General features: G+C 66.8%; 22 protein-coding genes. 10 read left to right on the top strand and 12 right to left on the bottom strand.

Features of this window, described 5'->3' with window-relative positions; genetic code table 11:
• Positions 1-10 precede the first annotated feature (10 nt).
• Entirely contained in the window at positions 11-418 is a 408-nt protein-coding gene (locus HCU64_RS11780; RefSeq protein WP_233384077.1) for a DoxX family protein, read from the top strand.
• A gap of 3 nt (positions 419-421) precedes the next feature.
• Here the strand turns inward: HCU64_RS11780 and HCU64_RS11775 are convergent, their stop codons facing one another.
• The 3 genes from HCU64_RS11775 to HCU64_RS11765 all read right to left on the bottom strand — a co-directional run bounded on the left by HCU64_RS11775 (position 422) and on the right by HCU64_RS11765 (position 2,728).
• Complete coding sequence (locus HCU64_RS11775) at positions 422-853, bottom strand: DUF1772 domain-containing protein (RefSeq protein ID WP_233384075.1); 432 nt, start codon at positions 851-853, stop codon at positions 422-424.
• Positions 850-1,311, bottom strand: a complete 462-nt coding sequence (locus tag HCU64_RS11770; RefSeq protein ID WP_233384074.1) for a MarR family winged helix-turn-helix transcriptional regulator — start codon at positions 1,309-1,311, stop codon at positions 850-852. The genes HCU64_RS11775 and HCU64_RS11770 overlap by 4 nt, the downstream gene beginning before the upstream one ends.
• Before the next feature lie 115 nt (positions 1,312-1,426).
• Positions 1,427-2,728, bottom strand: coding sequence for an OmpP1/FadL family transporter (locus HCU64_RS11765; RefSeq protein ID WP_233384072.1), 1,302 nt, complete (start codon positions 2,726-2,728; stop codon positions 1,427-1,429).
• A 399-nt stretch (positions 2,729-3,127) separates the two neighbouring features.
• Here HCU64_RS11765 and HCU64_RS11760 point away from each other — a divergent pair, with 399 nt between their 5' ends.
• Positions 3,128-4,012: a fumarylacetoacetate hydrolase family protein gene (locus HCU64_RS11760; RefSeq protein WP_233384070.1), complete on the top strand. Its 885-nt coding sequence runs from the start codon at positions 3,128-3,130 to the stop codon at positions 4,010-4,012.
• 21 nt (positions 4,013-4,033) lie between these two features.
• On the opposite strand, the gene HCU64_RS11755 is transcribed toward HCU64_RS11760, so the two are convergent.
• Positions 4,034-4,645, bottom strand: coding sequence for an FMN-dependent NADH-azoreductase (locus tag HCU64_RS11755; RefSeq protein WP_233384068.1), 612 nt, complete (start codon positions 4,643-4,645; stop codon positions 4,034-4,036).
• A 93-nt stretch (positions 4,646-4,738) separates the two neighbouring features.
• Between HCU64_RS11755 and HCU64_RS11750 the strand changes: the two genes are divergently transcribed.
• Both HCU64_RS11750 and HCU64_RS11745 read left to right on the top strand, forming a co-directional pair.
• Complete coding sequence (locus tag HCU64_RS11750; protein ID WP_233384067.1) at positions 4,739-5,107, top strand: winged helix-turn-helix transcriptional regulator; 369 nt, start codon at positions 4,739-4,741, stop codon at positions 5,105-5,107.
• A gap of 186 nt (positions 5,108-5,293) precedes the next feature.
• Complete coding sequence (locus tag HCU64_RS11745) at positions 5,294-5,500, top strand: hypothetical protein (RefSeq protein ID WP_233384066.1); 207 nt, start codon at positions 5,294-5,296, stop codon at positions 5,498-5,500.
• Between the two features lie 112 nt (positions 5,501-5,612).
• Here the strand turns inward: HCU64_RS11745 and HCU64_RS11740 are convergent, their stop codons facing one another.
• From HCU64_RS11740 to HCU64_RS11730, 3 genes are read right to left on the bottom strand one after another with little or no spacing between them, the layout of a single operon-like run.
• Positions 5,613-6,398, bottom strand: a complete 786-nt coding sequence (locus tag HCU64_RS11740) for a 3-hydroxybutyrate dehydrogenase (protein WP_233384065.1) — start codon at positions 6,396-6,398, stop codon at positions 5,613-5,615.
• 20 nt (positions 6,399-6,418) lie between these two features.
• Positions 6,419-7,162 carry an acetoacetate decarboxylase gene (locus HCU64_RS11735; protein WP_233384064.1) on the bottom strand — a complete coding sequence of 248 codons (744 nt, stop codon included), beginning with the start codon at positions 7,160-7,162 and terminating at the stop codon, positions 6,419-6,421.
• Between the two features lie 34 nt (positions 7,163-7,196).
• The gene (locus HCU64_RS11730; protein WP_233384286.1) at positions 7,197-8,321 is read right to left on the bottom strand and encodes a patatin-like phospholipase family protein; all 1,125 of its coding nucleotides are present in this window, start codon (positions 8,319-8,321) and stop codon (positions 7,197-7,199) included.
• Positions 8,322-8,583: 262 nt separating this feature from the next.
• Here HCU64_RS11730 and HCU64_RS11725 point away from each other — a divergent pair, with 262 nt between their 5' ends.
• A complete protein-coding gene (locus HCU64_RS11725; protein ID WP_233384063.1) occupies positions 8,584-9,543 on the top strand; it encodes an acetyl-CoA carboxylase carboxyltransferase subunit alpha in 960 nt (319 codons plus the stop codon).
• 266 nt (positions 9,544-9,809) lie between these two features.
• Positions 9,810-11,312 (top strand): L,D-transpeptidase family protein, encoded by a 1,503-nt coding sequence (locus HCU64_RS11720; protein WP_233384062.1) that lies wholly within the window; start codon positions 9,810-9,812, stop codon positions 11,310-11,312.
• A gap of 269 nt (positions 11,313-11,581) precedes the next feature.
• Here HCU64_RS11720 and HCU64_RS11715 read toward each other — a convergent pair whose 3' ends face one another.
• The 3 genes from HCU64_RS11715 to HCU64_RS11705 all read right to left on the bottom strand — a co-directional run bounded on the left by HCU64_RS11715 (position 11,582) and on the right by HCU64_RS11705 (position 15,529).
• Positions 11,582-11,818, bottom strand: a complete 237-nt coding sequence (locus tag HCU64_RS11715) for a hypothetical protein (protein ID WP_233384061.1) — start codon at positions 11,816-11,818, stop codon at positions 11,582-11,584.
• 185 nt (positions 11,819-12,003) lie between these two features.
• Positions 12,004-12,720 carry a PhoH family protein gene (locus tag HCU64_RS11710; RefSeq protein ID WP_233384060.1) on the bottom strand — a complete coding sequence of 239 codons (717 nt, stop codon included), beginning with the start codon at positions 12,718-12,720 and terminating at the stop codon, positions 12,004-12,006.
• A 445-nt stretch (positions 12,721-13,165) separates the two neighbouring features.
• Positions 13,166-15,529, bottom strand: a complete 2,364-nt coding sequence (locus tag HCU64_RS11705; protein ID WP_233384059.1) for an ATP-dependent helicase — start codon at positions 15,527-15,529, stop codon at positions 13,166-13,168.
• Between the two features lie 137 nt (positions 15,530-15,666).
• Between HCU64_RS11705 and HCU64_RS11700 the strand changes: the two genes are divergently transcribed.
• Positions 15,667-15,933 carry a hypothetical protein gene (locus HCU64_RS11700; protein WP_233384058.1) on the top strand — a complete coding sequence of 89 codons (267 nt, stop codon included), beginning with the start codon at positions 15,667-15,669 and terminating at the stop codon, positions 15,931-15,933.
• A gap of 136 nt (positions 15,934-16,069) precedes the next feature.
• On the top strand, positions 16,070-19,696 hold the full coding sequence (locus tag HCU64_RS11695; protein WP_233384057.1) for an AsmA family protein: 3,627 nt from the start codon (positions 16,070-16,072) through the stop codon (positions 19,694-19,696).
• A 71-nt stretch (positions 19,697-19,767) separates the two neighbouring features.
• On the opposite strand, the gene HCU64_RS11690 is transcribed toward HCU64_RS11695, so the two are convergent.
• Together HCU64_RS11690 and HCU64_RS11685 are read right to left on the bottom strand one after the other, a co-directional pair.
• The gene (locus HCU64_RS11690) at positions 19,768-20,037 is read right to left on the bottom strand and encodes a hypothetical protein (RefSeq protein WP_233384056.1); all 270 of its coding nucleotides are present in this window, start codon (positions 20,035-20,037) and stop codon (positions 19,768-19,770) included.
• Between the two features lie 103 nt (positions 20,038-20,140).
• Positions 20,141-22,306, bottom strand: a complete 2,166-nt coding sequence (locus HCU64_RS11685) for a S9 family peptidase (protein ID WP_233384285.1) — start codon at positions 22,304-22,306, stop codon at positions 20,141-20,143.
• A 434-nt stretch (positions 22,307-22,740) separates the two neighbouring features.
• On the opposite strand from HCU64_RS11685, the gene HCU64_RS11680 reads away from it, so the two are divergent.
• Both HCU64_RS11680 and HCU64_RS11675 read left to right on the top strand, forming a co-directional pair.
• The gene (locus HCU64_RS11680; RefSeq protein WP_233384055.1) at positions 22,741-23,178 is read left to right on the top strand and encodes a MucR family transcriptional regulator; all 438 of its coding nucleotides are present in this window, start codon (positions 22,741-22,743) and stop codon (positions 23,176-23,178) included.
• Positions 23,179-23,321: 143 nt separating this feature from the next.
• On the top strand, positions 23,322-23,522 hold the full coding sequence (locus HCU64_RS11675; RefSeq protein WP_233384053.1) for a hypothetical protein: 201 nt from the start codon (positions 23,322-23,324) through the stop codon (positions 23,520-23,522).
• Positions 23,523-23,611: the final 89 nt, after the last annotated feature.

Below are 23,611 nucleotides of genomic sequence, written 5' to 3'. Positions count from 1 at the left end.
CATGTGACCCATGGATGTCAGGACGATCACCGTGATCTGGGCCCCGCGGATGCTGAGCATCCTGCGGATCGTCGCCGCCCTGGTCTTCATGGCGCATGGAACGCAGAAGATCCTTGGCTTCCCGCCCAGCAGCATGAACCCGACCATGTTCTCGCTGCCCTGGATTGCCGGCATCCTCGAACTCGTCGGCGGTGCGCTTCTCGTGATCGGGCTGTTCAGCCGGCCGGTAGCCTTCATCCTCTCGGGGGAGATGGCTGTGGCCTATTTCCTCGCCCACGCGCCGAAGAGCTTCTTCCCGGCGCTCAACGGAGGCGATGCCGCGATCCTGTTCTGCTTCGTGTTCCTCTACATCGCTGTTGCCGGCCCCGGTCCGCTCAGCGTGGATGCGCAGCGGCGGCGCGGTACGGACGGCTATTGAGGCTCACGTCAGCGCAGCCGTCGTGTAGGCGATCGACGCCGCAAGCCCGAGTGCCGTGCGGATCGCGTGCAGCGATCCCCAGCGCAGGATCAGCGCGCGTGTCTCGGGTCCCGCGTCGGTCGGGTCGGTTGCCATCAGCCGCTTGTTGACTGGCAGGATTAGCCGGAAGGTGACGGGCAGATTGGCGAGCATGAGCAGCGCTCCGACGATCCAGCCGGGCCGGTCCGTCTGGATCCAGGCGGTGAAGCCGAGGGCGAAGCTCAGGACCACGAGCGAGGCCTGCATGACCGTCGCCCGTTTGTAGGACGGCTTCCACTGGCTCAGCAGGGCGCGGTCGTCGAGGAAGAGCCGCGCCGGCTGCTCGACGGCGCCGACATAGAAGGCGGCGCCCGCGAACAGAGCCGCAGCGAGGAAGGCCATCTGACCGAGGATCATGCGGGGCTCCTTCGCGGGGTCGGCTGCTGGGCTTCCAGCCGGCGGCGCAGGTTGCGCAGCAGGCTCGTCGCCCCTTCAATGGCATCGTCCGGCACTCCCTTCGACAGGGTGGCCGCCCAAGGGGCCTGCCTGGCGGCGGCCTTGGCATAGACGGCACGGCCGTACTCGGTCAGCAGAACGAGTTTCGCCCGCTGGTGGTTGGGGTTCGGAGCGAAGGTCAGCAGCCCGGCAGCTTCAAGCTCGTTGGCGATCCGCTGCACGTTTTGGCGCGACAGGCCCATGTCCCTCGCGAGATGCGCCACCGGCGCTGGCGCCGGGGCGAGTGCGGCGGCCCCGAGCACCTGCCAGCGCGCGCTGGTCAGCCCGAGGTCCTTCACCAAGGCATCCCCGGCTGCGAGCAGGCAGCCATTCAGCCGGAAGCTCTCGAGGATCAGTTCGGTGATAGGGCCGCTGGACATTATGGCATTATATTGTCGTAATGACAGCATGTTGTCAAATTGAGCAAAAAATTCGGCCCCGGAGTTGTGTCCGGGGCCGGGAATATCCGTCGTCCGTGGATCGGCGGAGCGGCGTTCAGTACTTCCGCACGATCGGTGCCGGCATCGGGGCCGCAGGGGGGGCAAACGTGTAGCGGAAGCCCACCGAGACGATGTCGGCGCTCGCATCGACCAGAGCGGCAAGGGCGATGTTGCCGACGTTGTAGTTCTGGCCGGCACCCGCGAGGATGCTGCTCCGGTTGAGGAAGATGTGCGAGTAGGCCGCATTCAGCGTCAGCTTGTCGCTCCAGCGGTAACCCGCGCCCACCGAGACGGTGTAGCGGTCGTTGTCGGGCAGGCGCACGGTGCGGTTCTGGTTGTCGATCGGCACTTCCTCGTAGGAGAAGCCGGCGCGCACGGTGAGTGCGGGCGACCAATCGTATTCGGCACCGATCGAGTAGGTGTAGCCGTCCTTGAAGTTCAGCGGCAGGGTCGTGATCACGCCGCCGATGGCGGGCGCGATGATCGGAATGGTGCCGAGCCTCGACCAATTGTCCCACTCGAAGCCGAGATTGATCCGGGTCTGGGCATTGATCGCCTGGGTCAGGCCGACGCTGACCTTGTCGGGGGTGTTGAGGTTGGCCTTGGCCTGTCCGGCGAAGACGAATGGAAGGCCGATCTTGCCGTCGATGTCGTGATGCACCGAGGAGCGGTAGCCGACGCCGAGGACCGTGCCGTCCCAGGGTGTCACGGTGACACCGGCCGTGTAGCCGACTCCCCAGGAATCACCCTTCAGGAACGCGCTGGGATAGTTCTGAGGCAGGATGCCGGGGATCGGGAGTGCCTGACGCAGCGTCAGCTTGAAGTATTCGATGTTCGGGCCGGCCGCGATCGAGAGCCAATCATTGACCTTGTAGGCAATGACCGGGTTGAAGGCGAGGGAGAAGATCCGCGACGAGCGGCCATAGACTTCACCGGCCCAGACTTTGTTCGGGTTGGTGATCAGGCCGAACGGCGCGCCCGTCTGCAGACCGACCCAAAGCTTGTCGTTGAGCTGATAGGAGGTCGCCCCCGACGGTACGACCGCGCCCTGGCCGATGTCGCCGGATTCGCCCAAGCCGAGGAAGGCGGGGTTCGTGCCCACCTGCGGCTTAATGTTGGCGTGCAGGCCGATATAGGTGAGGTTCTGCTCCGACACCCAGCCCGGCCGCATCGTGATGACGGCAGGGTTCCAGAACATCGACGAGACGCCGCCGGAGCCCGAGGCGGCACCCGCGAAGCCGACACCCTGTGCCTCTGCGCTCTGCTCGCGCAGCCCGAAGGCGCCTGCCTGCGCGCCCGTGGCGAGGCCGAGAGCCGAGACGCCCGCCAAAGCGAGCAGACCAATCCTGCCGATCATGTTTATGTCCCCAAGCCGCTTCGATGGTGCTCGTATCCCCGCCGTCCCCCGGCCGGGCTGTCACCTTGCCGACGACGATGCCGGTTTGCGCAAAGCTTATCAATCGTTAGGGCAGCATAGGCCCTTGAAGTATTAATTCTCCGTTAACCATACGAATGCGGCCACTCTTCTTGCTTAGTTCTCGGCGGCAGAGGGTTTTCAGATTTGGTTCACATGTAAACTTCACGCGATATTGTGCAGGCCCGGCCCGGCAAATTCCTGCCCGGCGCACTTTGATTCCGGTCTGTGGCGCTCGCGCCACGCCAATGTTGCCCTCGCGCAACGCGCGGCTGCGCTTGCACCGTTTCGGGGCGCCGGCCATGGTCGCGCCGATTCGATCGTCTTGGGGGGAATGCTGCGATGAAGCTGATCCGTCACGGGACCGCCGGCGACGAGAAACCCGGCCTCGTCGATTCCACGGGCAAGCTCCGCGATCTCTCTGGATCGGTGCGCGACATCGCCGGGCCGTGCCTGTCACGGCAGGCGCTCGACCGGCTGCGGATGATCGACCCGCTGACGCTGCCCGTCCTACCGGCCGGCACCCGTCTCGGGCCCTGCGTCGGCGGCACGCGCAACGTTGTGGCGATCGGCCTGAATTTCTCGGACCACGCTGCCGAGACCGGCGCGGCGGTTCCTGCCGAGCCGATCCTGTTCAACAAGGCGCCGTCCTGCCTGTCCGGGCCGAACGATCCCGTCATCCTGCCGAAGGGCTCGGCCAAGACCGATTGGGAGATCGAGCTGGCCGTGGTGATCGGCGCGCGGGCGAGCTACGTCCACGCCAACGAGGCGCTCGATTACGTGGCCGGCGCTTGCATCATGAACGACGTGTCGGAGCGCGAATTCCAGATGGAGCGTGGCGGCACCTGGACCAAGGGCAAGGGCTGCCCGACCTTCGGGCCGCTGGGGCCGTGGCTCGTCACGCTCGACGAGATCCCGAACCTGAAGAAGCTGTCGATGAGCCTCGACCTCAACGGCACCCGCATGCAGACCGGCTCGACTGCGACGATGATCTTCGACGTGGCGCAACTCGTCGCCTACGTCTCGCACTTCATGATGCTGGAGCCGGGCGACGTCATCACCACGGGCACCCCGCCGGGTGTCGGCCTCGGCAAGAAACCGCCGCGCTATCTCAAGTCCGGCGACGAGATGGTGCTGCGCATCGACGGTCTCGGCGAGCAGCGCCAGACCGTGATCGCCTTCGATGACTGGACCGCGAAGGTGGCCGCGGGCGAGCCGACGAACTGAGCCGGCTCTGCGCGTCGCCGCTCAGGCGGCGAGCTGCCCGATGGCGTCGCGCGCGGCGGCGACGCCCTTGGCTTTGCTCGGCTCCCCGGCTGCGAGACCTTCGGCCAGGACGAATTCGAGATCGGTGATGCCGATGAAGCCGAGTACGGTGCGAAGATAGCTCTCGGCATGCTCTGCCGATGCGCGGTCCGGGCCGAAGACGGCGCCGCGCGCCAGCGCCACGATCACACGCTTGCCGGTGGCGAGGCCTTCGGCTCCTGCCTCGCCGTAGCGGAAGGTTTTGCCCGGCACCACGATCCTGTCGATCCAGGCCTTCAGCTGGGACGGGATCGTGAAATTGTACATCGGCACGCCAATCACCACGGTGTCGGCCGCGAGGAACTCCTCGAGAATCCGGTCGCTCGTCGCGCGGGTGGCCTGCGCGGGGCCTTCGAGGGGCCCGGCCATCGCCGAGAGTGGGTGTGCGCCTGGCAAGGTTGCCGGCGCGAGATGCGGCAGGTCGTCGACGGCGAGGTCGCGATAGGTGAGTTCGGCCTGAGCGTCTCTCGTCAGCCGGGCAACGACCAGGGCAGAAAGCTCCCGCGAGACGGAGCCGGCGCCGAGGATGCTGCTATCGATGTGGAGGAGTTTCATATCGGTACCTGGTTCTCTTTGGTGACCGATATCTGATATGAACCGCCCCAGCTGCGCAAGAACGCACACAAATGATACCGAGGTTACACGAGTGTGACTGACCCTGTTCCTCATCGTACAGAGAATTGCCTCAAGATATCGCAAGTCCTGTCGCGGATCGGCGATAAATGGAGTGTGCTCATCATCATGTCCTTGCGTAGCAGGACAATGAGGTTCAGCGAACTCAAGCGCGGCATCGACGGGATCTCGCAGCGGATGCTGACCCTGACGCTGCGCAACCTCGAGAGGGATGGTCTCGTCACGCGAACCGTGACGCCGTCGATCCCGCCGCGGGTCGATTACGAGCTGACGCCGATGGGGCATTCTCTGGCCGAGCCGGTCGAGGCGCTCGGGACCTGGGCGTTTCAACACATCGACCGGATCGCCGGGGCTCAGGCTCGATACGATTCCGAAGAGCTGTAGGCGGCCTTAAGCCGATGCGCTGAGTTCATGTGCCAAAAGCGTTTCCGCTTCCCACATGCTTTGCGTGAATGGTTGCGTGCGCGACCGCACGACGCGATCGCGCTGCGAGGTTCATATCAGGGTCACCGAAGCAGACACGGCCGCCGACGAACGCCGGAGACCGCGCCTTTCAAAGAGGACTCCGTGATGAATACTCGTGTTTTTGCAGCTGCCGCAGCTCTCGCTCTGGCCTTGAGCGCTCCCGCCACTGCCTTTGCTCAGGGCCGCCACGATCAATCGCAGCCATCCTGGCAGCAGCGTGCGATCGACAGCTCCGCCAAGGGCGGCAATGCTTCCCAGCCGGAGCGCGAGTTCCCGCAATATGGAACGACTGCAGGCGGTCCGGCCGCCTGATCGCATCGATACTGTTGGACAAGCGGCGGGGCGAGAGCCCCGCCGTTTTCATTTGTGAGAGCAGCTCGCGGCCGGCCCGGGAGCCTTTGCCGAGACGTCGATCTCCGCTGGGCTACTGCGCGGTCCAGCCGCCGTCTACGGAGATGTTGGCGCCGGTGATCTGGCTCGCCGCGTCCGAGCACAGGAACACCGCGAGCGCCGCGACCTGATCGACCGTGACGAACTGCTTGGTCGGCTGGGCGTGGAGCAGCACGTCGTTGATGACCTGTTCCTTGGTGAGCCCGCGTGCCTTCATCGTGTCCGGGATCTGGCTCTCGACGAGCGGGGTCCAGACGTAGCCGGGCGAGATGCAATTCACGGTGATGCCGGCGGTCGCCGTCTCGAGCGCCGCGGTCTTGGTCAGTCCGGCGATGCCGTGCTTGGCAGCGACATAGGCCGACTTGAACGGTGAGGCGACCAGCGAATGCGCCGAGGCCGTGTTGATGATGCGGCCCCACTTCTTCGCTTTCATCAGCGGGATCGCATGATGCATGGCGTAAAAGGCCGAGGACAGGTTGATCGCGATGATCTGCTGCCACTTCTCCGGCGGGAAGTCCTCGATCGGCGAGACGAACTGGATGCCGGCATTGTTCACCAGCACGTCGACTCCGCCGAGTTCGGCTTCGGCGAGCTTGATCATGCCTGCGATGTCCTCAGGCTTGGTCATGTCGGCCGGGGAATAGAGCGCCTTCACGCCGTGCTCGCTCTCGATCCCGGCGCGCTCGCGCTCGATATCCTCGGGCTTGCCGAAGCCGTTGATGACGACGTGGGCGCCTTCGGCCGCGAAGCCCTTGGCGATGGCGAGCCCGATGCCGCTCGTCGAGCCGGTGACGACGGCTACCTTGGATTTCAGGGTCATGGGGATCTCCCGGGTCGTATTCAGGCGAGATAGTCGTGCAGCACCTGCCCGAAGGGCAGCGTGAAGTCGACGATCATATGGCGGGCGCCGACGAGGCGCTTCACCGGCAGATCGGCGACGCGGCAATTCACGTGCGGGATCAGGTCGAGGCGGCCCTCGCCGTCCCAGGCGCCATGGACGGTAATGTCCTCCAGGCGATAGCCGACGAGCTGGGCGACCTTCGGGCTCCCGTCGACGTCGGGCAGGAGCTTGAGATTCACGTTGAGCTTCTTCAGGCCCTCCTGCACCTTGGGGAGGTCGCCGTTCAGGCTCTTGTGCTTGTAGGTCATGGTGCCCATCGCAACGCGCTCCTCGTCGTAATAGAGCGTGCCGGTCAGGGTGTCCTTGCGCAGGTCGAGGCGCGGCTGGCCCCACTTCTTCGGGAAACCCCAGATCTCGCGGCCGGCCGTGATTGGCGGCTCGTCGTCGAGATACATCTGGATCGAGAAGTTGCAGGGCTCGCCGTTGTAGAAGGCGTGGGCCGCCTGGCCGCTCTCCTGGTAGTCGCCGAAGCCCGAGGAGTCGGGCATCTTCATCCACTCGTAGAAGACGAGGTTGTCCGGGTGCGGCTCCAGCGGCTCCGGCAGGGCGCGGCGCAGGGCATCGCGGTCGGTCTCGTAGTTGATGATCAGGTATTCGCGGCGAACGAACCGGTAGGGTCCGCGCGGATAGCTCGGACTGAACACCGGCATCGAGGGCTGGGTCAGGATCTCTTCGCGCTTCATGGCCTCGGCTCCGGCTGATCGGGACAGGGTTGGGTTAGTCGCGCGCATCCCGCGTGAGATCGAACACGGCGACGCCGTCGTCGGTGAAGCGGCGCTCGCGCCATTTGGTGTGGCGCAGCGAACGCCGGACGTCGTTGCGGCCGGCCGCCCAATGGTCGAGCATGGTGGCGCGCGAGAACTCGTAGTCCTTCGAGTTGCCCTCGTAGGATTGGCGCCGGTAGATCAGCTGCATCACGGTCAGGTAATTCGCGTGGCTGACCTGGCGCAGGAAGCCGACGTCGGGATCCTGCGCGAGTTCGGGCGGCAGTTTGTCGATGAGGTTGCGGAAGGCGAGCTTCGCCTTGCGGATCTCGATGTTCTTGTCCGTGTTGAGCCGGGTGCGGCTCGAATAGCGGATGTCCTTCTCGCGCTCGGCCGCCTGCACCAGCGAACGCGGCATCGGCCCGTGCGCGGCGAAGAGGTCGACCTGGAAGACCACGAGGTCGCGCTGGCGCTCGCGTTCCAGCACATAGTCGAGCGGGGTATTCGAGACGAGGCCGCCGTCCCAGTAGGATTCGCCCTCGATCTCGACCGGCGGGAAGCCGGGCGGCAGCGCGCCGGACGCCATGACGTGCTCGGGGATGATCCGGTCACGGCGACTGTCGAAATACACGAAATTGCCGCTGCGCACGTTGACCGCGCCGACGCTGAGACGGACGTCGCCGTGGTTGATGCGGTCGAAGTCGACGAGCCGTTCGAGCGTGCCCTTGAGGGCGGATGTGTCGTAGAGGCTCAGTGCCTCCGGCGCGCCCTCCGGGTAGAACTGGGCCGGCGGGACACGCGGCGTGAAGAAGCCTGGGACGCCGAAGGTCGCGACGAGGTTGGCCGAGGCCTCATTGAAGGCGATGCGCGCCCTCTCGCCGGGAAACCAGGGGTTGGCGGTGAGGTTCGACGAGACCTGGTCCCAGAACTGCCGGATCCGCTCGACCCGGTGCTCCGGCGCATTGCCGGCGATGAGCGCCGCGTTGATCGCGCCGATCGAGATGCCGGCGACCCAGTCGAGCCCTATGCCGCCTTCGACCAGGCCCTCGTAGACACCGGCTTGATAGGAGCCGAGCGCACCGCCTCCCTGCAGCACGAGGACCGAGGTTTCACCGGACTCGAAGGCAGCAGGCACGATTCCTCACAGCAGCTTGGCCGGGCGGACCCTGTCCGGACTCAGTGACGACCCGATGACGCGCCGCACCATGAATTGAACAGGACTTGTGGGAAGGTGCAACGGCCCAGGCGGTTGACACCCGGACGCGCTTCGCCAACACCTCGCGCCCGTTGCGCGAAGCCGATCATGAAGCCGGCTCGGAGTTCCGTCCCGGCTTCGGCAGGGCGGGACAGCATCCATCCGGCTCGGGCGCCGGGAACCACGAGGGACTGGCTGGCGACCCATGGCGACGCGTTCCTACCTGGATTTCGAGAAGCCGGTCGCCGAGCTCGAGGCGAAGCTCGAGGAATTGCGGGCTCTGGGCGAGCGCGACGGCGCCGTCTCGATCAGCGAGGACATCAGCCGGCTCGAGGGCAAGGCCGCGGCTGCGCTCTCCGAGATCTACGCGAACCTGACGCCCTGGCAGAAAACGCAGGTCGCCCGGCACCCGCAGCGGCCGCATTTCGTGGATTACTGCGCGGGGCTGATCCAGGACTTCACGCCGCTGGCCGGCGACCGGGCCTTCGGCGAGGACGAGGCCATCGTCGGTGGTTTCGGGCGGTTCAAGGGCCGACCGGTGCTGGTGCTCGGCCAGGAGAAGGGCGCGACCACGGAGGCGCGCCTGCGTCACAATTTCGGCATGGCCCGGCCGGAGGGCTACCGCAAGGCGGTCCGGCTGATGGAGACCGCCGACCGCTTCGGTCTGCCGGTCATCGCCTTCGTCGACACGGCCGGCGCTTTCCCCGGCATCGAAGCCGAGGAGCGCGGCCAGGCCGAGGCCATCGCCCGCTCGACCCAGGCCTGCCTGGCCTTGGGCGTGCCCAACGTCGCGATCGTGATCGGCGAGGGTGGCTCGGGAGGCGCCATTGCGCTCGCCACCGCCAACCACGTGCTGATGCTGGAACACGCGATCTATGGCGTGATCTCGCCCGAGGGGGCGGCCTCGATCCTGTGGCGCGACCAGGGCCGCGCCCACGACGCCGCCACCGCCATGAAGATCACCGCGCAGGACCTCCTGCGGCTCGGCATCATCGACGGCATCGTACCGGAGGCCACCGGGGGCGCGCACCGCGACCGGAATGCGGCGATCGCCGATGCCGGTGCGGCCATCGCCACCGCATTGTCGGCCTTCGACGGCCAGAGCGCGGACACGATCCGCGATCAGCGCGCTCAGAAATTCCTGGAGATCGGCCGCAAGCTCTGAGGCGCCATCCCGGCTCAAGTGTTTGCAGAGTCTCCAGCCGTGCGAGTTTTGCACAGGCTCTTCGCGATGACTCGGGAATGCTGTAACGGCCCCGCTTTCGCCCGAAAGCGTCTGCAGTGATGCGAGGTCACCACACTGGTGGACCTTTCAGCGCCGGACCCTCTCAAATCCTTGAGGTAAGATCCGGGTAAGTCTAACGGGGCTATTGGGTTGGGGAGTGGCGTCGCAGCCGAAGGGTCTGTGGGCGCATGCAAACGGGGTCCCCCATGTCTGTGCGTCCGTTCGCGGCGGCCGGTCTCGTCGCAGTGGCGATGTCCCTCGGAGCCTGCCAGGACTCTGGCATGCTCGGCGGCGTTTCGGCTCGCAGCCTCGCACCGATCCCGGCTCAGACCCTCGCGCTCATGCAGACAAAGAGCATGAGCCAGTCCGACCCCATCCTCATCCGCGCCTACAAGAAGGAAGCGGAGATGGAGGTCTGGAAGCGCAATTCCAGCGGCCAGTACGCCCTTCTCAAGACCTTCCCGATCTGCCGGTGGTCCGGCCAGCTCGGTCCGAAGATGAAGGAGGGCGACCGCCAGGCGCCGGAGGGCTTCTATACGATCGCTCCGGGTCAGATGAACCCGAACTCCGCCTATTACCTGTCCTTCGACGTCGGCTATCCGAACGCAGTGGACCGGGCCAAGGGCGGTACCGGCAAATACATCATGGTGCACGGCACCTGCTCTTCGGCCGGCTGCTTCGCCATGACCGATGCCTCGATGGCCGAGGTCTATGCCATCGCCCGCGACGCCTTCCAGGGCGGCCAGCGCGCCTTCCAGTTCCAATCCTATCCGTTCCGGATGACGGCCCAGAACATGGCCAAGTTCCGGAACGACCCGAACGCCCCGTTCTGGCGGAACCTCAAAGAGGGCTCGGACTATTTCGAGGCCTTGAAGGAGGAGCCGCGCACAGCGGCCTGCGGCACGAAATACGTGTTCGGCGGCTCGGACGTCGCCGCTGGCTCCTGCACGCCGCGGGTCGATCCGCTCGTGGCGGAGAAGCGCGAGACCGACAACAGGCAGATCGCCGAGCTCGTGGCCAAGGGCGAGAAGGCCACGCGCGTGCTCTACGCCGACGGCTCCGGCAACGCGGTGTTCCGTCCGCAGGCGCCGCAGAGCGCCTTCGCCTCCTTGACCGACGGCGACAAGGAGAAGGAGCTCGCCTACTCCGCCAAGGAATACTCGCGCCACAATCTCGGCGACGTGAGCCGGCCGGAGAGCCTCGTCGCTGGCCCGCAGGAGATCGAGATCGACGCCAAGGGGCGCCCGGTCCTCGTCGCGGCGGCTGCGCCGAACGCGCCTGGTCCGACCAAGCTGGCGGCCGCGGCGCTCACCAAGAAGAACGCGAAGGGCAAGGGCGGCCCCGCTGCCAGCGGCCCGACCTTGCTGGCGGCTCAGGAGCCGGCTCCCGAGGCGAAGCCGGCAGCGCCCGCTCGCATCGCGGTGGCCGATGCCGATGGCGATCCGGGAGCTTATCAGAAGCTGCTGGGCAATCTGTTCGGCAAGTCCGAGGCGGCACCGGCCGCACCCACTCCCGTCGCCGAGGCGGCTCCAGCCGCGCAGCCGGAGGCGAAGCCAGCGTCCGCAACGCCGTCCACGCGGATCGCCGCTCGGCACGCAGCACGTGCCAGCGAAGTCACCGAGACTGCGGCGACCTCCAAGAAGACGGAAGCGCCGAAGCGCCACGCCGACGCAGCTGCGAAGACCGAGAAGCTGCGCGACAAGAACTGAGGCGCGCGCCGAGATCTTCGGCCCACGGATCTCAAGTCATTTCCCAAAGGCGTGCTCGATCGCGATACCGAGCGAAGGTCCGCGCAACCTGGTCGCTGACCCTGGACGAAAACTGATCGCTGTGCTCCTCCCGCGTCGTGCCAGACGACCGAAAGGTGGCGCAACCGCAAGGCCTTATGACCATCGCCTCTGATGACGCGGTGTCGCGCAATCGGAGGGCGATGCTGCTCCCAAAAAAAGGGGGCCCCGAAGGACCCCGCTTTCGCTGATTACATGTGATGCATGTGGCGGCGCATCATCTTCCGTTCCATGTGACGGCGCATCATCTTGCGCTCCATGTGACGGCGCATCATCCGACGCTCCATGCGGTCATGCATTCCCACGGTCGTGGTGGTCGCGGCGGCGGAAACACCCATCGGGGCTCCCGGAGCGGCCGAAGCCGAGGTCGCGACAGCAGCACCGCCGAGCGAGGCCAGCACGGTCACAGCAAAAGTCAGTTTCCTCACGAGGGACTCCAGTTCTCTTGTTCAAAGACGGAGCGAGAAATTTGTTGTCCAGCAGGATTAAAACCAGAGAACGAATCTTTCGCGGGGGCTAAACCCCCCGACCCTCGATACCGTTGCATCACAAACGCAGATCGTTCGGCCTTTCTCACGCGAGGGGAGAAAGGCCGAAGCGTCGCCGTTCGGATTTAGAGCTTGGCTTCCTCGAAGGCTCGCACCCAATCCGCGCAGGCGCCCGAGCGCACGATGTCGTCGAGGGTGAACTCGACGATCGGGATGTTCATCATCCGGCTCTTTACGAGGTGGATCACGGTGCGCAGCCCCGAGGTCTCTCGCAGGTCGGTCTGCGAGATGTCGCCATTGATGATGACCTGGCAATCGTCTCCGATGCGGGTCAGGAACATCTTGATCTCGGCCGTCGTCGTGTTCTGCGCCTCGTCGAGGATCACGAGGCAGTTCTTGAACGTGCGTCCCCGCATCACTTCGAAGGGCACGATTTCGATGTCGCCGCTCTTGAGCGCGATGTCGAAGGCAGCGTCGCCCATGCGCTCCTTCATGGTCTCGGTGAGGGGGGCGACCCAGGGGGCGATCTTTTCCTCCAGGCTTCCGGGAAAGAAGCCGAGGCTGCGGCCCGAGGCGACGTTGGGACGAGTGATGATGACTTTGGCGATCCGCCGCTGCCGGAGCTGGTCCGCGGCGCGGGTGCCGGCGATGTAGGTCTTGCCGGTGCCGGCAGGTCCTAGAACGATGACCTGTTGGGAGGATGCAAGGGCGTCGAGGTATTGGCCTTGTCGATCCGTCAGCGGTTGTATCGGAGCGAGGTGACGTTCTTCGTCGAAACGGGTGCGATGGAGACGTGGGGTACGATCTTCAACCAGTTCAAGCCGTGCGCGTCGTCTTTTCATCGATCAACACTCCACCTGGACCTTGAAATCCCGAGACTGGATAGATTTTCTAGACCTGTCCGAATTTACACAGCCAAGCTCCTTCTTCGAGATCACCTGGGTGACTTTGCAAAAACAAAGCCAATCTGGTCACAACAGTTCCCGCCAGTGGTGCGAGATCTGTGGAATACAGCCTGCCGACAGTGGACATCGCAGAGCTGAACGACGTGCGTGTGACTCGCACCGTCGTTCGACTGCAGGGAAGCCTGTCGTGCGAGATCGTCTCTGCGCGTTGCGTGTCGGCAACGGTCAGAAGGAAGGTCGGTGGGTTTTCTTGGGGGGCAGGAAGGGGAGGCGCCGGATCAGCACCTGAGGTGGATCGGAATGACGGAACGCCCGCCAGCACCATCGCCCTCACTCGCCCGCATTGGAGCGAAACCGGCCGGGCAGGGCCCGGCAGGACGCTTCATCCAGGTTGGACGAAGCTGTCGAGCACCATCTTGCGACCTGCTTTGTCGAAGTCAACGGTTAGTTTGTTGCCATCGATGCCGGCGACCGTGCCGGGGCCAAACTTGGTATGAAAGACACGGTCCCCGCCCTGGAAGGCAGAGGGGGCGCCGGTCGATTTGGCGACCAGTTCCCCCTCGATCTGGCGCGGACCGCCCGAGCGACCGCCAACGGTGCCGCTGCCGAAGGTGCCGCCGAACTTGTGGCCGGTCTGCGCCTGCGCCCGCTGCCAGCCGGGCGTGGCGTAGGACGAGCCGAACGGCGTCGGATTGCGATCGAAACGCGAGGCGCCGGCTGAGAAATGCGCGGGCGCGTCGATGACGTCGACGGCGCCCGGTGGCAGTTCGTCGATGAAGCGCGAGGGGATCGTCGAGGACCACATCCCGTGGATGCGGCGATTGACTGCGAAGGAGAGCTTTGCCCGTTTCCTCGCCCGCGTGATGCCGACATGGGCGAGCCGGCGCTCCTCCTCCAGGCCGGCGCGGCCGCTCTCGTCCAGCGCGCGCTGGTTCGGAAACAGGCCGTCCTCCCAGCCGGGGAGGAAGACGGTGTCGAATTCCAGGCCCTTGGCGGCGTGCAGCGTCATCAGCGAGACGCGCTCGGCGCCCTCCGCCTCCGAGGCTTCCATGACGAGCGAGACGTGTTCGAGAAACGCGGCGAGGTCCGGAAATTCCTCCATCGAGCGGACGAATTCCTTGAGGTTCTCCAACCGGCCGGCGGCATCGGCAGAGCGATCCTTCTTCCACATATCGGTGTAGCCGGACTCTTCGAGGATCGTCTGGGCGACCTCCGAATGCGGCTGCGTACCGACGAGCCGCGCCCACCGCGAAAAACTCTCGACGAGGCCGCGCAGCATGGTGCGGGCGCGGGGCTTTAGCTCGTCAGTCTCGATCAGTTTTCTCGCGGCGGCGAGCAGCGGAATGCGGTCGGCGCGGGCGAAGGCGTGCAGCGTCTGCAGCGTCGCATCGCCGAGGCCGCGCTTCGGGGTGTTGAAGATCCGCTCGAAGGCCAGGTCGTCTGACGGGTTCGCGGTAACGCGCAGGTAGGCCAGCGCGTCGCGGATCTCGGCACGCTCGTAGAAGCGCGGGCCGCCGACGACGCGATAGGGCAGGCCGAGCTGGACGAAGCGGTCCTCGATCTCGCGCATCTGCGCCGAAATCCGCACCAGCACCGCGATCTCGGAGAGCGGATGCTTCTTGTGCTGGAGGGATTCGATTTCCTCGCCGAGAAGCCGCGCCTCCTCCTCCGAGTCCCAGGCCCCCGAGACTGTGACCGGCTCGCCCTTTTCCGCTTCGGTGCGCAGGGTCTTGCCCAGCCGGCTCTCGTTCTTGGCGATCAGGCCCGAGGCGGCGGCCAGGATGTGGCCGGTGGAGCGATAGTTGCGCTCCAGCCGCACCACGACGGCTCCGGGAAAATCGTGCTCGAAGCGAAGGATGTTGTCGACCTCGGCGCCGCGCCAGCCATAGATCGACTGGTCGTCGTCGCCGACACAGGCGACGTTCTTGCGCTTCTGCGCGAGCAGTCTGAGCCAGAGATACTGCGCGACGTTGGTGTCCTGGTACTCGTCGACGAGGATGTAGCGAAAACGATCCTGGTAGTTCTCCAAGATGTCCGGGTTCTCGCGCCACAATTTGAGGCAGAGCAGCAGCAGATCGCCGAAATCGACGGCATTCAGGGTCTTCAAGCGTTCCTGATAGGCCGTGTAGAGCGCGCCGCCCTTGCCGAAGGCAAAGGCCTGGGCCTCGCCCGGAGGCACCTGCTCGGGCGCGAGGCCGCGGTTCTTCCAGCCGTCGATAGTGTGGCCGAGCGAACGGGCCGGCCAACGCTTCTCGTCGATGTTCTGGTCGAGAATGACCTGCTTCATCAGGCGAAGCTGGTCGTCGGTGCCGAGTATGGTGAAATCCGATTTCAGCCCGACCAGTTCGGCATGGCGGCGCAGGATCTTGGTGCCGATGGCGTGGAAGGTGCCGAGCCAGGGCATGCCTTCGCCCGCCGGCCCGATCAGCGAGCCGATCCGGTGCTTCATCTCCCGGGCGGCCTTGTTGGTGAAGGTCACCGAGAGAATGTCGTAGGGCCGCGCCCGGCCCGTCGCGATGAGATGCGCGATCCGCGTCGTGAGGACGCGGGTCTTGCCCGTCCCGGCGCCGGCGAGCACCAGCACCGGCCCCTCCGTGGTCTCGACGGCGCGGCGCTGCTCGGGGTTGAGCCCGGAGAGATAGGCCTCCCCATCCGGTCTCAGGGCGGCCATGGCGCGGGCGGTGATCGAGCCGGCAGGGGAGGCAACGGGCGCATCCCCGTGCGACTCTTGAGGCTGGTGCTTCATTCGGGCATCCCTGGACCAAAACGCGAACGCCGTCGAGGCCTGCGAGCAGGCGCGCGCGGGGAACTCCGGGAGCCGCCCGCGCGTCGTTCCATCATCCGCCGGACACTCCGGCCAAGACCCGTTCTCAAGGAACCGCCATGCGCGCTCTCTCCGTCATCACGTCGCTGGCCCTGTCGGGCGCCCTTGCGCTCGCGCTGGCCGGCCCGGCCTGCGCGCAGCTCACGGCCGGCGTCGGCTCTTCGAACGCCGCGAACCAATCCTTCCAGCAGCAGAACGCGATGCGCGGCATGCAGCAGCAGCAGACGTTCAACAACAACCAGCTGAATGCGCAGCGGCGCAGCGATCACCTCTACAACAACTCCAACGCCAATCCCGGCGGTTACATCGGCCGGCGCCACCGCTGATCCGCGAGGCTGACGCTCGAAGGACACAGGCAGGCGTTGCGCGGCTGTGCTAAGCGCGAAGGTGGAGTGCCGCCGGGACTCGCCCCGCGGGTAAGCCTTAGGGCGTCGAAAGGCGGCGCGAGCGGAAACACGAGCCGTGCGTGACATCCTGACCGCGCTCGCGGGCGCCGTCATCCTGATCCTGGTCGCGGCGCTCGCCGCGCCGCCCTTCCTCGATTGGACGGCGCGGCGCTCGTTGATCGACCAGGCGATCGGCGCCTCGCTCGGCCTGCCCGCCCACAGCGACGGCCGGATCGAGCTTCGACTCCTGCCGTCTCCACGCCTCCGGCTCGATGTGCTGCACCTGGGCGGGGACCTCGAAAAGCCCTCGCTCGAACTCGCCTCCGTCAAGGCCGAGCTGGCGCTTGCGCCGCTGCTCAAGGGCGAGTTCCGCTTCACCGAAACCCGCATCGGCCGCGCCGAGCTGAAGCTCCCGGTGAGTGACGGCGATGCACTGATGCTGCCCGGCAGCCTTTCCGAGGCTCTGGGAGGCCGCGACCTCGTCATCGAAGACCTGCACATCCAGCAGGCTCTCGTCACCACGCTGATCCCGGCGACCGGTCGCACGGAACAATTCGCCGTCGAGGCCTTGCGGCTGAAGGCACCCTCGCTCGCCGGCCCCTGGCAGATGGAGGGCGCGAGCGGTGGTGTGCCATTCCGCCTTGCCAGCACGAAGATCGCGACCGACGGCGCCACGGTGAAGGTCTCGGGCGGCGGCGAGCGCCAGCCCCGCTTCGAGGCCGACGCGCGGATCGTCCTGAAACCCGTCGAGTCCGCCCACTCGAGCGCGCCTGCCGGGATGCGCGCCTTCATCCCGGAGGCGGAAGGCTCGGCCCGTGTCGTGGTCGGTCCGCCGACCAAGGATTCCGGGCCGGTCATGCCGTTCTCGCTTGCCGGCAAGTTCAAGGCGCGCGGGATGCTGGCGCGGTTCGAGAGCGTCAACGTCGAGATCGATCCAACAGGCCAGGCGGTTCGACTTGCGGGAACCGGGCAGATCGACCTGCGGGCTTGGCGCGCCGGGCTCAGTCTCGAATCCCGTCGGATCAACCTCGACGGGCTTCTCTATTCCTCGGCGGGGCAGGCCCTGCTGAGCAGCCGGCTCTCCGGCGATGGCGCCCTGCCCATCATGCTCGACTTGGACCTGAAGGCCGAGAGCGTCGCCTTTGGCTTCGAAGACTGGTCGGACGTGCAGGCCAAGGGCACCCTCGACCGCACCGGCGGGCTCATCCTTCGCCGCTTCGCCGGCCTTGCGCCGGGGGCGGCCAAGGTCGATGCCTCCGGCGAGTTCGACGTCTCAACCTCGCCGCGCTTCACCGGTCATCTCGCCGTCGACGCAGCGAGTTCCGAGGGGTTCGGCCGTTACCTGCACCGCTTCGGGATCGAGGGGCCGGCGCTTTCGCTGCTCGACGGGCGTCCCGTACAGGTCGTGGCCGATGTCGAGGCGGCGGCGAACGATCTCTCGCTCAAGGGGCTGCGCCTGTCGCTCGGCGAGACCCGGCTTTCGGGCGACGCCCATTACGTCAGGGGCGGGGGCACAGTGCGGGGGCGGCTCGAAGCCACTCTCCAGGTACAAGGCGTCGACATCGCCGAGCTGCCGCCATTCGGTGGATTGCTTCCTTCGCTCGACAGGCACGATGTCGGCCTGACCATTCGGGCGCGCAACGTCCGCTATGGGCCCGCCGGCCCCCGCTCGGGCAACGGGACCATCACGGCGAGCATCCAGTCGGATGGAGCGAGCCTCGTCGTCGACCGCCTCGACATCGCCGACCTCGCCGGAGCGAATGCCCGGCTCTCCGGCCGCATTGCCCCGGACGGCGCCGGCCGCATCGCCGGCCATGTCGGCGCGCCGTCCGCGGCGCCGCTTCTGGCGCTGCTCGACCGGGTCTGGATCCCGGAAGCGCGGTTGCTGCCAGCCTTCCTGCGCGAGGGTGCCCTCGACCTCGACGTGAGCCTGGAGCGCGAGTCCGGCCAAGCAGACACCCTGCGGACCACCGCCAAGGGCCGGGCCGCCGAGAGCACGATCGACGGTTCGCTGCTCTCGCGCGGCGGACGCCTCGACAGCCTCGACGCCACCATCGCCGCGCCGCGCGCCGGGCGCTGGTTCAAGCGCAACGACATCGTTGGCCTGCGCCAGCCTGCGAGCCTGACCGTGAAGGCGCGCCGCGCCGCCGGCGCTGCGACGCCACTGAGCCTCACGGTCTCCGGCACGGTCGCCGGGCTCGACGTCGCGACGGTCAAGCCGCTGATGCTGGGTACCGAGCCGGGGCCGCCAGATGCCGGCACGCTTCATTTGGCGACCACGGATGCCTCGCCCTTCTTGAGCCTCGCAGGGAGCGCGGCACCCGCAACGGGTCCGTTGCCTGCGGACCTGACCTTGGCCCTTTCACGCAAGGACACCGGACTGCATGTCGAGGCGAACGGGCGGCTCGCCGAGGCGGACGCCTCTGCGAGCCTCGATCGCAGTGCCGACGGCAGTCTCGCCGGCAAGGCCAGCCTCGGCGCTCTCTCGCTGCCGGGACTCGCCGCCGCCCTGGTGCTGCCCACCGATCCGAAGGCGAATGCCGAGGAGGCTGGAGGCTGGTCCCAGGCGCGCTTCCTGCCCGTTCCGGCGCGCCCGCGCGCCGATCTCTCGCTATCGGTCGGCCGGCTCGGTCTCGGGAGGGAGCTCGTCGCCGAAGGCGCGGCGTTCGAGCTGTCGCTCGATGGCGACGCGCTGAGCCTCAAGAATCTGTCCGGCCGCCTGGCGGGCGGCCAGGTAAGCGGCTCCGCCACGATCGCCCGGCAGGGCGGTGGGGTGAGCGTGTCGGGTGATGGCGCGGTGTCGGGCGTCTCGATCCAGGCGCTCTCGGGCACCTCCATTCAGGCCCTCGCGGGCGGCGGCCCGATCCGTGCGAACCTGTCCCTGAGCCTGCGCTACAGCAGCGTCGGCAATAGTGCGGCTGCCCTCGCAGCCAATCTCGGCGGCAGCGGGGAGGCGACGCTTGCCGAGATCACGGTGCCCGCCGCCGATCCCTCGGCGCTCGACCGCACCCTGACCCGCGCGCTCGCCGAGGACGATCCCCTGCGCGAGGGGCGGTTGGCCACCCTCCTCTCGGAAGAATTCGATGCAGGAGCCCTGTCGGCGAAAGGTCCGGTGACCGCTCCGGTGACGCTGGGCGGTGGAACGCTGCGGAGCGGCCCCGTCGACCTCGACTTCGGCGCGGCACGCTGGAACGGCAGCTTCATCCTGGACCTCAGGACGAAGCGCATGGACGCTCGCGGCACGCTCACCGCGGCCTCTGCACCAAAGGGATGGTCCGGCGGCAAGCCATCGGTGCAGCTCGGCTTCGTTGGCCCCCTGAACGCGCCGAAGCGCGAGATCGAACCCGGCGCGCTCTCCAACGGTCTCTCGGCCCTGGTGCTGCAACGGGAGCTCGAGAAGATCGAGCAGTTCGAGGCCGACCAGGTCGAGCGCCAGCGACGCCGCGCCCGCATCGAGATGGACCAGGCCCGCGCCGCCGCGCTCAAGGCCGCAGCGGAGAAGGCGGCTCAGGAGAAGGCCGCCAGGGAAAAGGCGGCCGAGGATGCGGCCCGCATCGCCCGGATGCGCGCGCAACAGGCCGCGGCCGAAGAGCAGGCGCGTCAGGCTCGGGATCGCCAGAACGCCGACGACGAGATCCGCCGGAGCCAGGGCGAGCCTCCGGCCGAACCACTCGACATCCGACCGCCGCAAGAAGCCCGATAGCAGGCATTGTCACGTGCAGGCGCCGATGCGGGGTGCACGGGCGGCATCGAGCCGCCGCGGTGCCTGCTGCCTCAGACGCCGTCCGGCACGGCCTCGGCCGGCGACGGCTCGGTCTCGGTGGACACGGGCATCGCCTCGACCGCCGGGCTGGGCAACTCGGCGACCGCCGCCCGCTCCGGCAGCCGCCCGGCATAGACGCGACGCTTCAGCCAGTCGGGCTGGGCGAACACCGCGCAGGCATAGGCGCCCGGATGGGCCTTGCAGGGATCGACGGGCTCGCGATCCGAGGCGAGCCGCGCCAGGGCTGCGGCGCAGGTCACCGCGACGAGCACGACTACCACCTTCTCTCGACGTCCGATCAGCAAACCCACCCCCCACCTGACTGGATCAGCGACGCTTATCGCGCAGGTTTCGGTTAAGAGATGGTGACAGAGGCATGGGGAATCAGACGAGTCTCGCCGCCTTCGCGGCCATCAGCGCGAAGGCGTAGATCAGCCCGACCTCTTCGAGCCGGTCGAAGCGGCCGGCAGCGCCGCCGTGGCCGGCTTCCATGTTGATCTTGAGCAGGACCGGGCCGCCGCCCGTCATGGTGGCGCGTAGCTTTGCGACCCACTTTGCCGGCTCCCAATAGGTCACGCGCGGATCGGTGAGGCCGCCCAGCGCCAGGATCGCCGGATAGGCCTTCGCCGCGACGTTGTCGTAGGGCGAGTAGGACAGGATGGTCCTGCAGGCTTCTTCGCTCTCGGCTGGATTGCCCCATTCGGGCCATTCCGGCGGGGTGAGCGGCAGGTCGCCGTCGAGCATGGTGTTGAGCACGTCGACGAAGGGCACGTCGGCGACGATTCCGGCGAAGAGCTCGGGCGCGATGTTGGCGACCGCGCCCATCAGCATGCCGCCGGCACTGCCGCCATGCGCGACGATCTGCTTCTGCGACGTGTAGCCGGCTTCCACGAGTGCGCGGCCGCAGGCGACGAAGTCCGAAAATGTGTTCGGCTTCTTCTCGCGCTTGCCGTCGAGATACCAGCGCCAGCCCTTCTCGGTGCCGCCGCGGATATGGGCGATGGCGTAGACGAAGCCGCGATCGACGAGCGACAGCCGGTTGGTGCTGAACGAGGCCGGCATCAGCGTGCCGTAGGAGCCGTAGCCGTAGAGCAGGAGGGGTGCCTTGCCGTCGAGTTCCAGTCCCTTTCGATGCAGCAGCGAGATCGGCACCTGCTCGCCGTCTGGCGCGGTGGCGAAGAGGCGGCGGGTGACATAGTCGCCAGCGTCGTGCCCGCTCGGCACGACCTGTCGCTTGCGCAGGTGCCGGCCCTTGGTGACGCAGTCGTAGTCGTAAGTCTCGGCCGGCGTCGTCATCGAGGAATAGGTGAAGCGGATGCGCGCCGTCTCGAACTCGTAGCCCGAGGAGAGACCGAGCGAGTAGGCCTCCTCGGGGAAGGACACCGTGTGCTCGTTGCCGGCGAGGTCGCGCACGACGATTCGGGGAAGAGCGTTCTCGAGCTCAAGGCGCACCATGTGGTTCCCGAGCACGTGCAGGTGCCGGATCATGACGCCGGCCCGGTAGGGCACCGCGTCCTGCCAATTGGCGCGGCTCGGTGACGCGAGCGGCGCGGTGACGACCTTGAAGTCCTCGGCGCCATCGGCGTTTGTCAGGATGACCAGGAAATCGGCCCAGTGCTCGACCGAGTAGATCAGCCGGTGCTCGCGAGGCGAAACTGTAAGCAGAGCCGAATCCGGCGCCGTGCGATCGAGGAGATGCACTTCGGCAGTCTCGTGGTCGCTCGCCGTGACGGTGAGATAGCGGCCGGACTGAGTCCTGCCGATATGGACGAAGAAGCCCGCATCGGACTCCTCGTAAACCGCGATGTCCTCGGCCTGGGGCGTGCCGAGACGGTGGCGCATGACGCGTGCCGGGCGGTGGTTCTCGTCGAGGGCCACGTACCAGTAGGAGGTGCCATCCGCGCTCCAGACCGCATCGCCGGAGGTCGCCTCGACACTGTCGGCGGCATCCTCACCGGTGACGAGGTCTCGCACACGGATCGTGTAGAGTTCGGAGCCCTTGGTATCGGCACCCCAGGCGAGTTTTCGGTGATCGTCCGAATGGACCGCGGCGGCAATCTCGAAGAAGGGCAGCCCCTCGCCCTCCTTGTCGCCGTCGAGCAGGATCTGTTCGCCTTCCTCTGGGCCGCCGTCGGCGGCAGCCTCCGCGCCCTGTCCGGGCAGAACCACGACGGTGCGTGGGCGGCGGCAGATCAGCGGATGCTGGCCGCCCTCGCGGTGGCGCGTGAAATAGGCGTAGGGGCCATCCGGCTCCGGCACGCTGGAATCGTCCTCGCGGATACGCCCGCGCATCTCGGCGACGAGGGTCTTGCGCAGGGCGGCGGCCTCGGAAAGCGCAGCCTCGGCATAGGCATTCTCGGCGTCGAGATAGGCGCGGATGTCGGGGGCGAGCGCTGCCGGGTCCTTGAGCACCGCGCGCCAGTTCTCCGCCTTCAGCCAGGCATAGTCGTCCGTGATCCGGTTGCCGTGGATCGTGAAGGCATGCGGCCGGACCTCGGCCTTCGGGGCTTCGGCGGGAAGGGTGAAGGGCGGGAGCGTGTCGGCAGTCATCGAGCGCGTCCGATCGAGGGAGAGGCGGCCGAACCGCCCGTTCGCCGCCATGTGCCGCGCTCTGGCCCGGCCCGCAACCCGCCCGGCATCAGGCACGTCTCGCACCATGCCACAGGCGGCTCGGCATGGCCCGCCGAGTGCAGCCGTTCAACTTCGCGTGATCGCGCCGACATCCATCTCTGCAAAATCTCGACAAATCCACAGCATCGGCCGGAAAGTTGATTCCGGTTCAAACTGCATGTCTGCTCTGTCTTGCGAGACGTAAGCGAATATCATAAGTGGCGAACCATCGCATTGAGCCTGCCGCTTTTTCCGAAACACTTGCGGCTGGGTGCGGTGTGCGGGCCGACGCAGGCGAGGCGGGGCATTTCTGTTTGCTGGAATGTCCCAGGCCCGGCGCGCGGCACGCCAAAGATGAGGGAATAGATCCGATCATGAACGAAGCTGAGACGCCGGTCGATTTCGTCGAACTGGCCGCCGACATCGTGTCGGCTTACGTGAGCAACAACCCCGTGCCCCCGGCAGAGCTGCCCCAGCTCCTTGCCCGCGTGCATGGCGCGCTTCTCCAGGTGGCCAGCGGCAAGGCTCCCGAGAGCGCCGCCCCGGCCCAGCCGCAGCAGCCGGCGGTGCCGATCAAGAAGTCCGTCACGAACGAATACATCGTCTGCCTCGAGGATGGTCGTACGTTCAAGTCGCTGAAGCGCCACCTGCGCGCGAAGTACAACCTCAGCCCCGAGCAGTACCGCGCCAAGTGGGGCTTGCCGCCCGACTATCCGATGGTCGCTCCGAGCTACGCCAAGGCCCGCTCCGACCTCGCCAAGGCGATCGGCCTCGGCCAGACCCGCGGTGGTGAGTACGGCGAAGCCGCCTGATCTTGCAGATCCTACCGGGGAGAGGACCGGCTCAGCCGGTCCTCTCCCCCAAGGGCTTCTCTTCCAGCTCGTGCCCGCTACCTCATGCCTCAGCGAGGCCGGGCTGCGGCAACACCGCGGCCATCAGCGCGAGTGATGACCCGATGAGCGACCACGAGAAGGCGCCCGAGGAAAAACTCCCCGAGATCAATGCGATGCTGGCCGAGTGGACGGCCCGCTCCGCAGACCAGAGCGAGATGCTGATCCAGCGCCTCGAAGGCATGGGCTACGCCGTCGCCGGCAAGTCCGAAGACGAAATCGCAGAAATCCTGAAGAAGCCGCCGACCAGACCCGCATCGCGTTGAGCGGGCAAGAGGCAGCGTGACGCTCGCAGGCGAGCCATGAGCGCAAGCGACGTCAAGGCTTGAAATAGGATATTTTTCTTCTAACATGG

The sequence above is a fragment of the Methylobacterium sp. C25 genome, from assembly GCF_021352225.1.
GTDB lineage: Bacteria > Pseudomonadota > Alphaproteobacteria > Rhizobiales > Beijerinckiaceae > Methylobacterium.
The sequence above is the reverse complement of the archived record's forward strand: the minus strand, read 5'-3'. Positions and strand labels throughout refer to the sequence as shown.

Excerpts from the sequence above, each read along its gene's own strand:
- HCU64_RS11725 (WP_233384063.1), top strand. The coding sequence starts at position 8,584 with ATGGCGACGCGTTCCTACCTGGATTTCGAGAAGCCGGTCGCCGAGCTC.
- HCU64_RS11745 (WP_233384066.1), top strand. The coding sequence starts at position 5,294 with ATGAATACTCGTGTTTTTGCAGCTGCCGCAGCTCTCGCTCTGGCCTTG.
- HCU64_RS11755 (WP_233384068.1), bottom strand. The coding sequence starts at position 4,645 with ATGAAACTCCTCCACATCGATAGCAGCATCCTCGGCGCCGGCTCCGTC.
- HCU64_RS11705 (WP_233384059.1), bottom strand. The coding sequence starts at position 15,529 with ATGAAGCACCAGCCTCAAGAGTCGCACGGGGATGCGCCCGTTGCCTCC.
- HCU64_RS11720 (WP_233384062.1), top strand. The coding sequence starts at position 9,810 with ATGTCTGTGCGTCCGTTCGCGGCGGCCGGTCTCGTCGCAGTGGCGATG.
- HCU64_RS11710 (WP_233384060.1), bottom strand. The coding sequence starts at position 12,720 with ATGAAAAGACGACGCGCACGGCTTGAACTGGTTGAAGATCGTACCCCA.
- HCU64_RS11700 (WP_233384058.1), top strand. The coding sequence starts at position 15,667 with ATGCGCGCTCTCTCCGTCATCACGTCGCTGGCCCTGTCGGGCGCCCTT.
- HCU64_RS11675 (WP_233384053.1), top strand. The coding sequence starts at position 23,322 with ATGAGCGACCACGAGAAGGCGCCCGAGGAAAAACTCCCCGAGATCAAT.
- HCU64_RS11685 (WP_233384285.1), bottom strand. The coding sequence starts at position 22,306 with ATGACTGCCGACACGCTCCCGCCCTTCACCCTTCCCGCCGAAGCCCCG.
- HCU64_RS11775 (WP_233384075.1), bottom strand. The coding sequence starts at position 853 with ATGATCCTCGGTCAGATGGCCTTCCTCGCTGCGGCTCTGTTCGCGGGC.
- HCU64_RS11735 (WP_233384064.1), bottom strand. The coding sequence starts at position 7,162 with ATGAAGCGCGAAGAGATCCTGACCCAGCCCTCGATGCCGGTGTTCAGT.
- HCU64_RS11760 (WP_233384070.1), top strand. The coding sequence starts at position 3,128 with ATGAAGCTGATCCGTCACGGGACCGCCGGCGACGAGAAACCCGGCCTC.
- HCU64_RS11740 (WP_233384065.1), bottom strand. The coding sequence starts at position 6,398 with ATGACCCTGAAATCCAAGGTAGCCGTCGTCACCGGCTCGACGAGCGGC.
- HCU64_RS11780 (WP_233384077.1), top strand. The coding sequence starts at position 11 with ATGGATGTCAGGACGATCACCGTGATCTGGGCCCCGCGGATGCTGAGC.
- HCU64_RS11765 (WP_233384072.1), bottom strand. The coding sequence starts at position 2,728 with ATGATCGGCAGGATTGGTCTGCTCGCTTTGGCGGGCGTCTCGGCTCTC.
- HCU64_RS11770 (WP_233384074.1), bottom strand. The coding sequence starts at position 1,311 with ATGTCCAGCGGCCCTATCACCGAACTGATCCTCGAGAGCTTCCGGCTG.
- HCU64_RS11680 (WP_233384055.1), top strand. The coding sequence starts at position 22,741 with ATGAACGAAGCTGAGACGCCGGTCGATTTCGTCGAACTGGCCGCCGAC.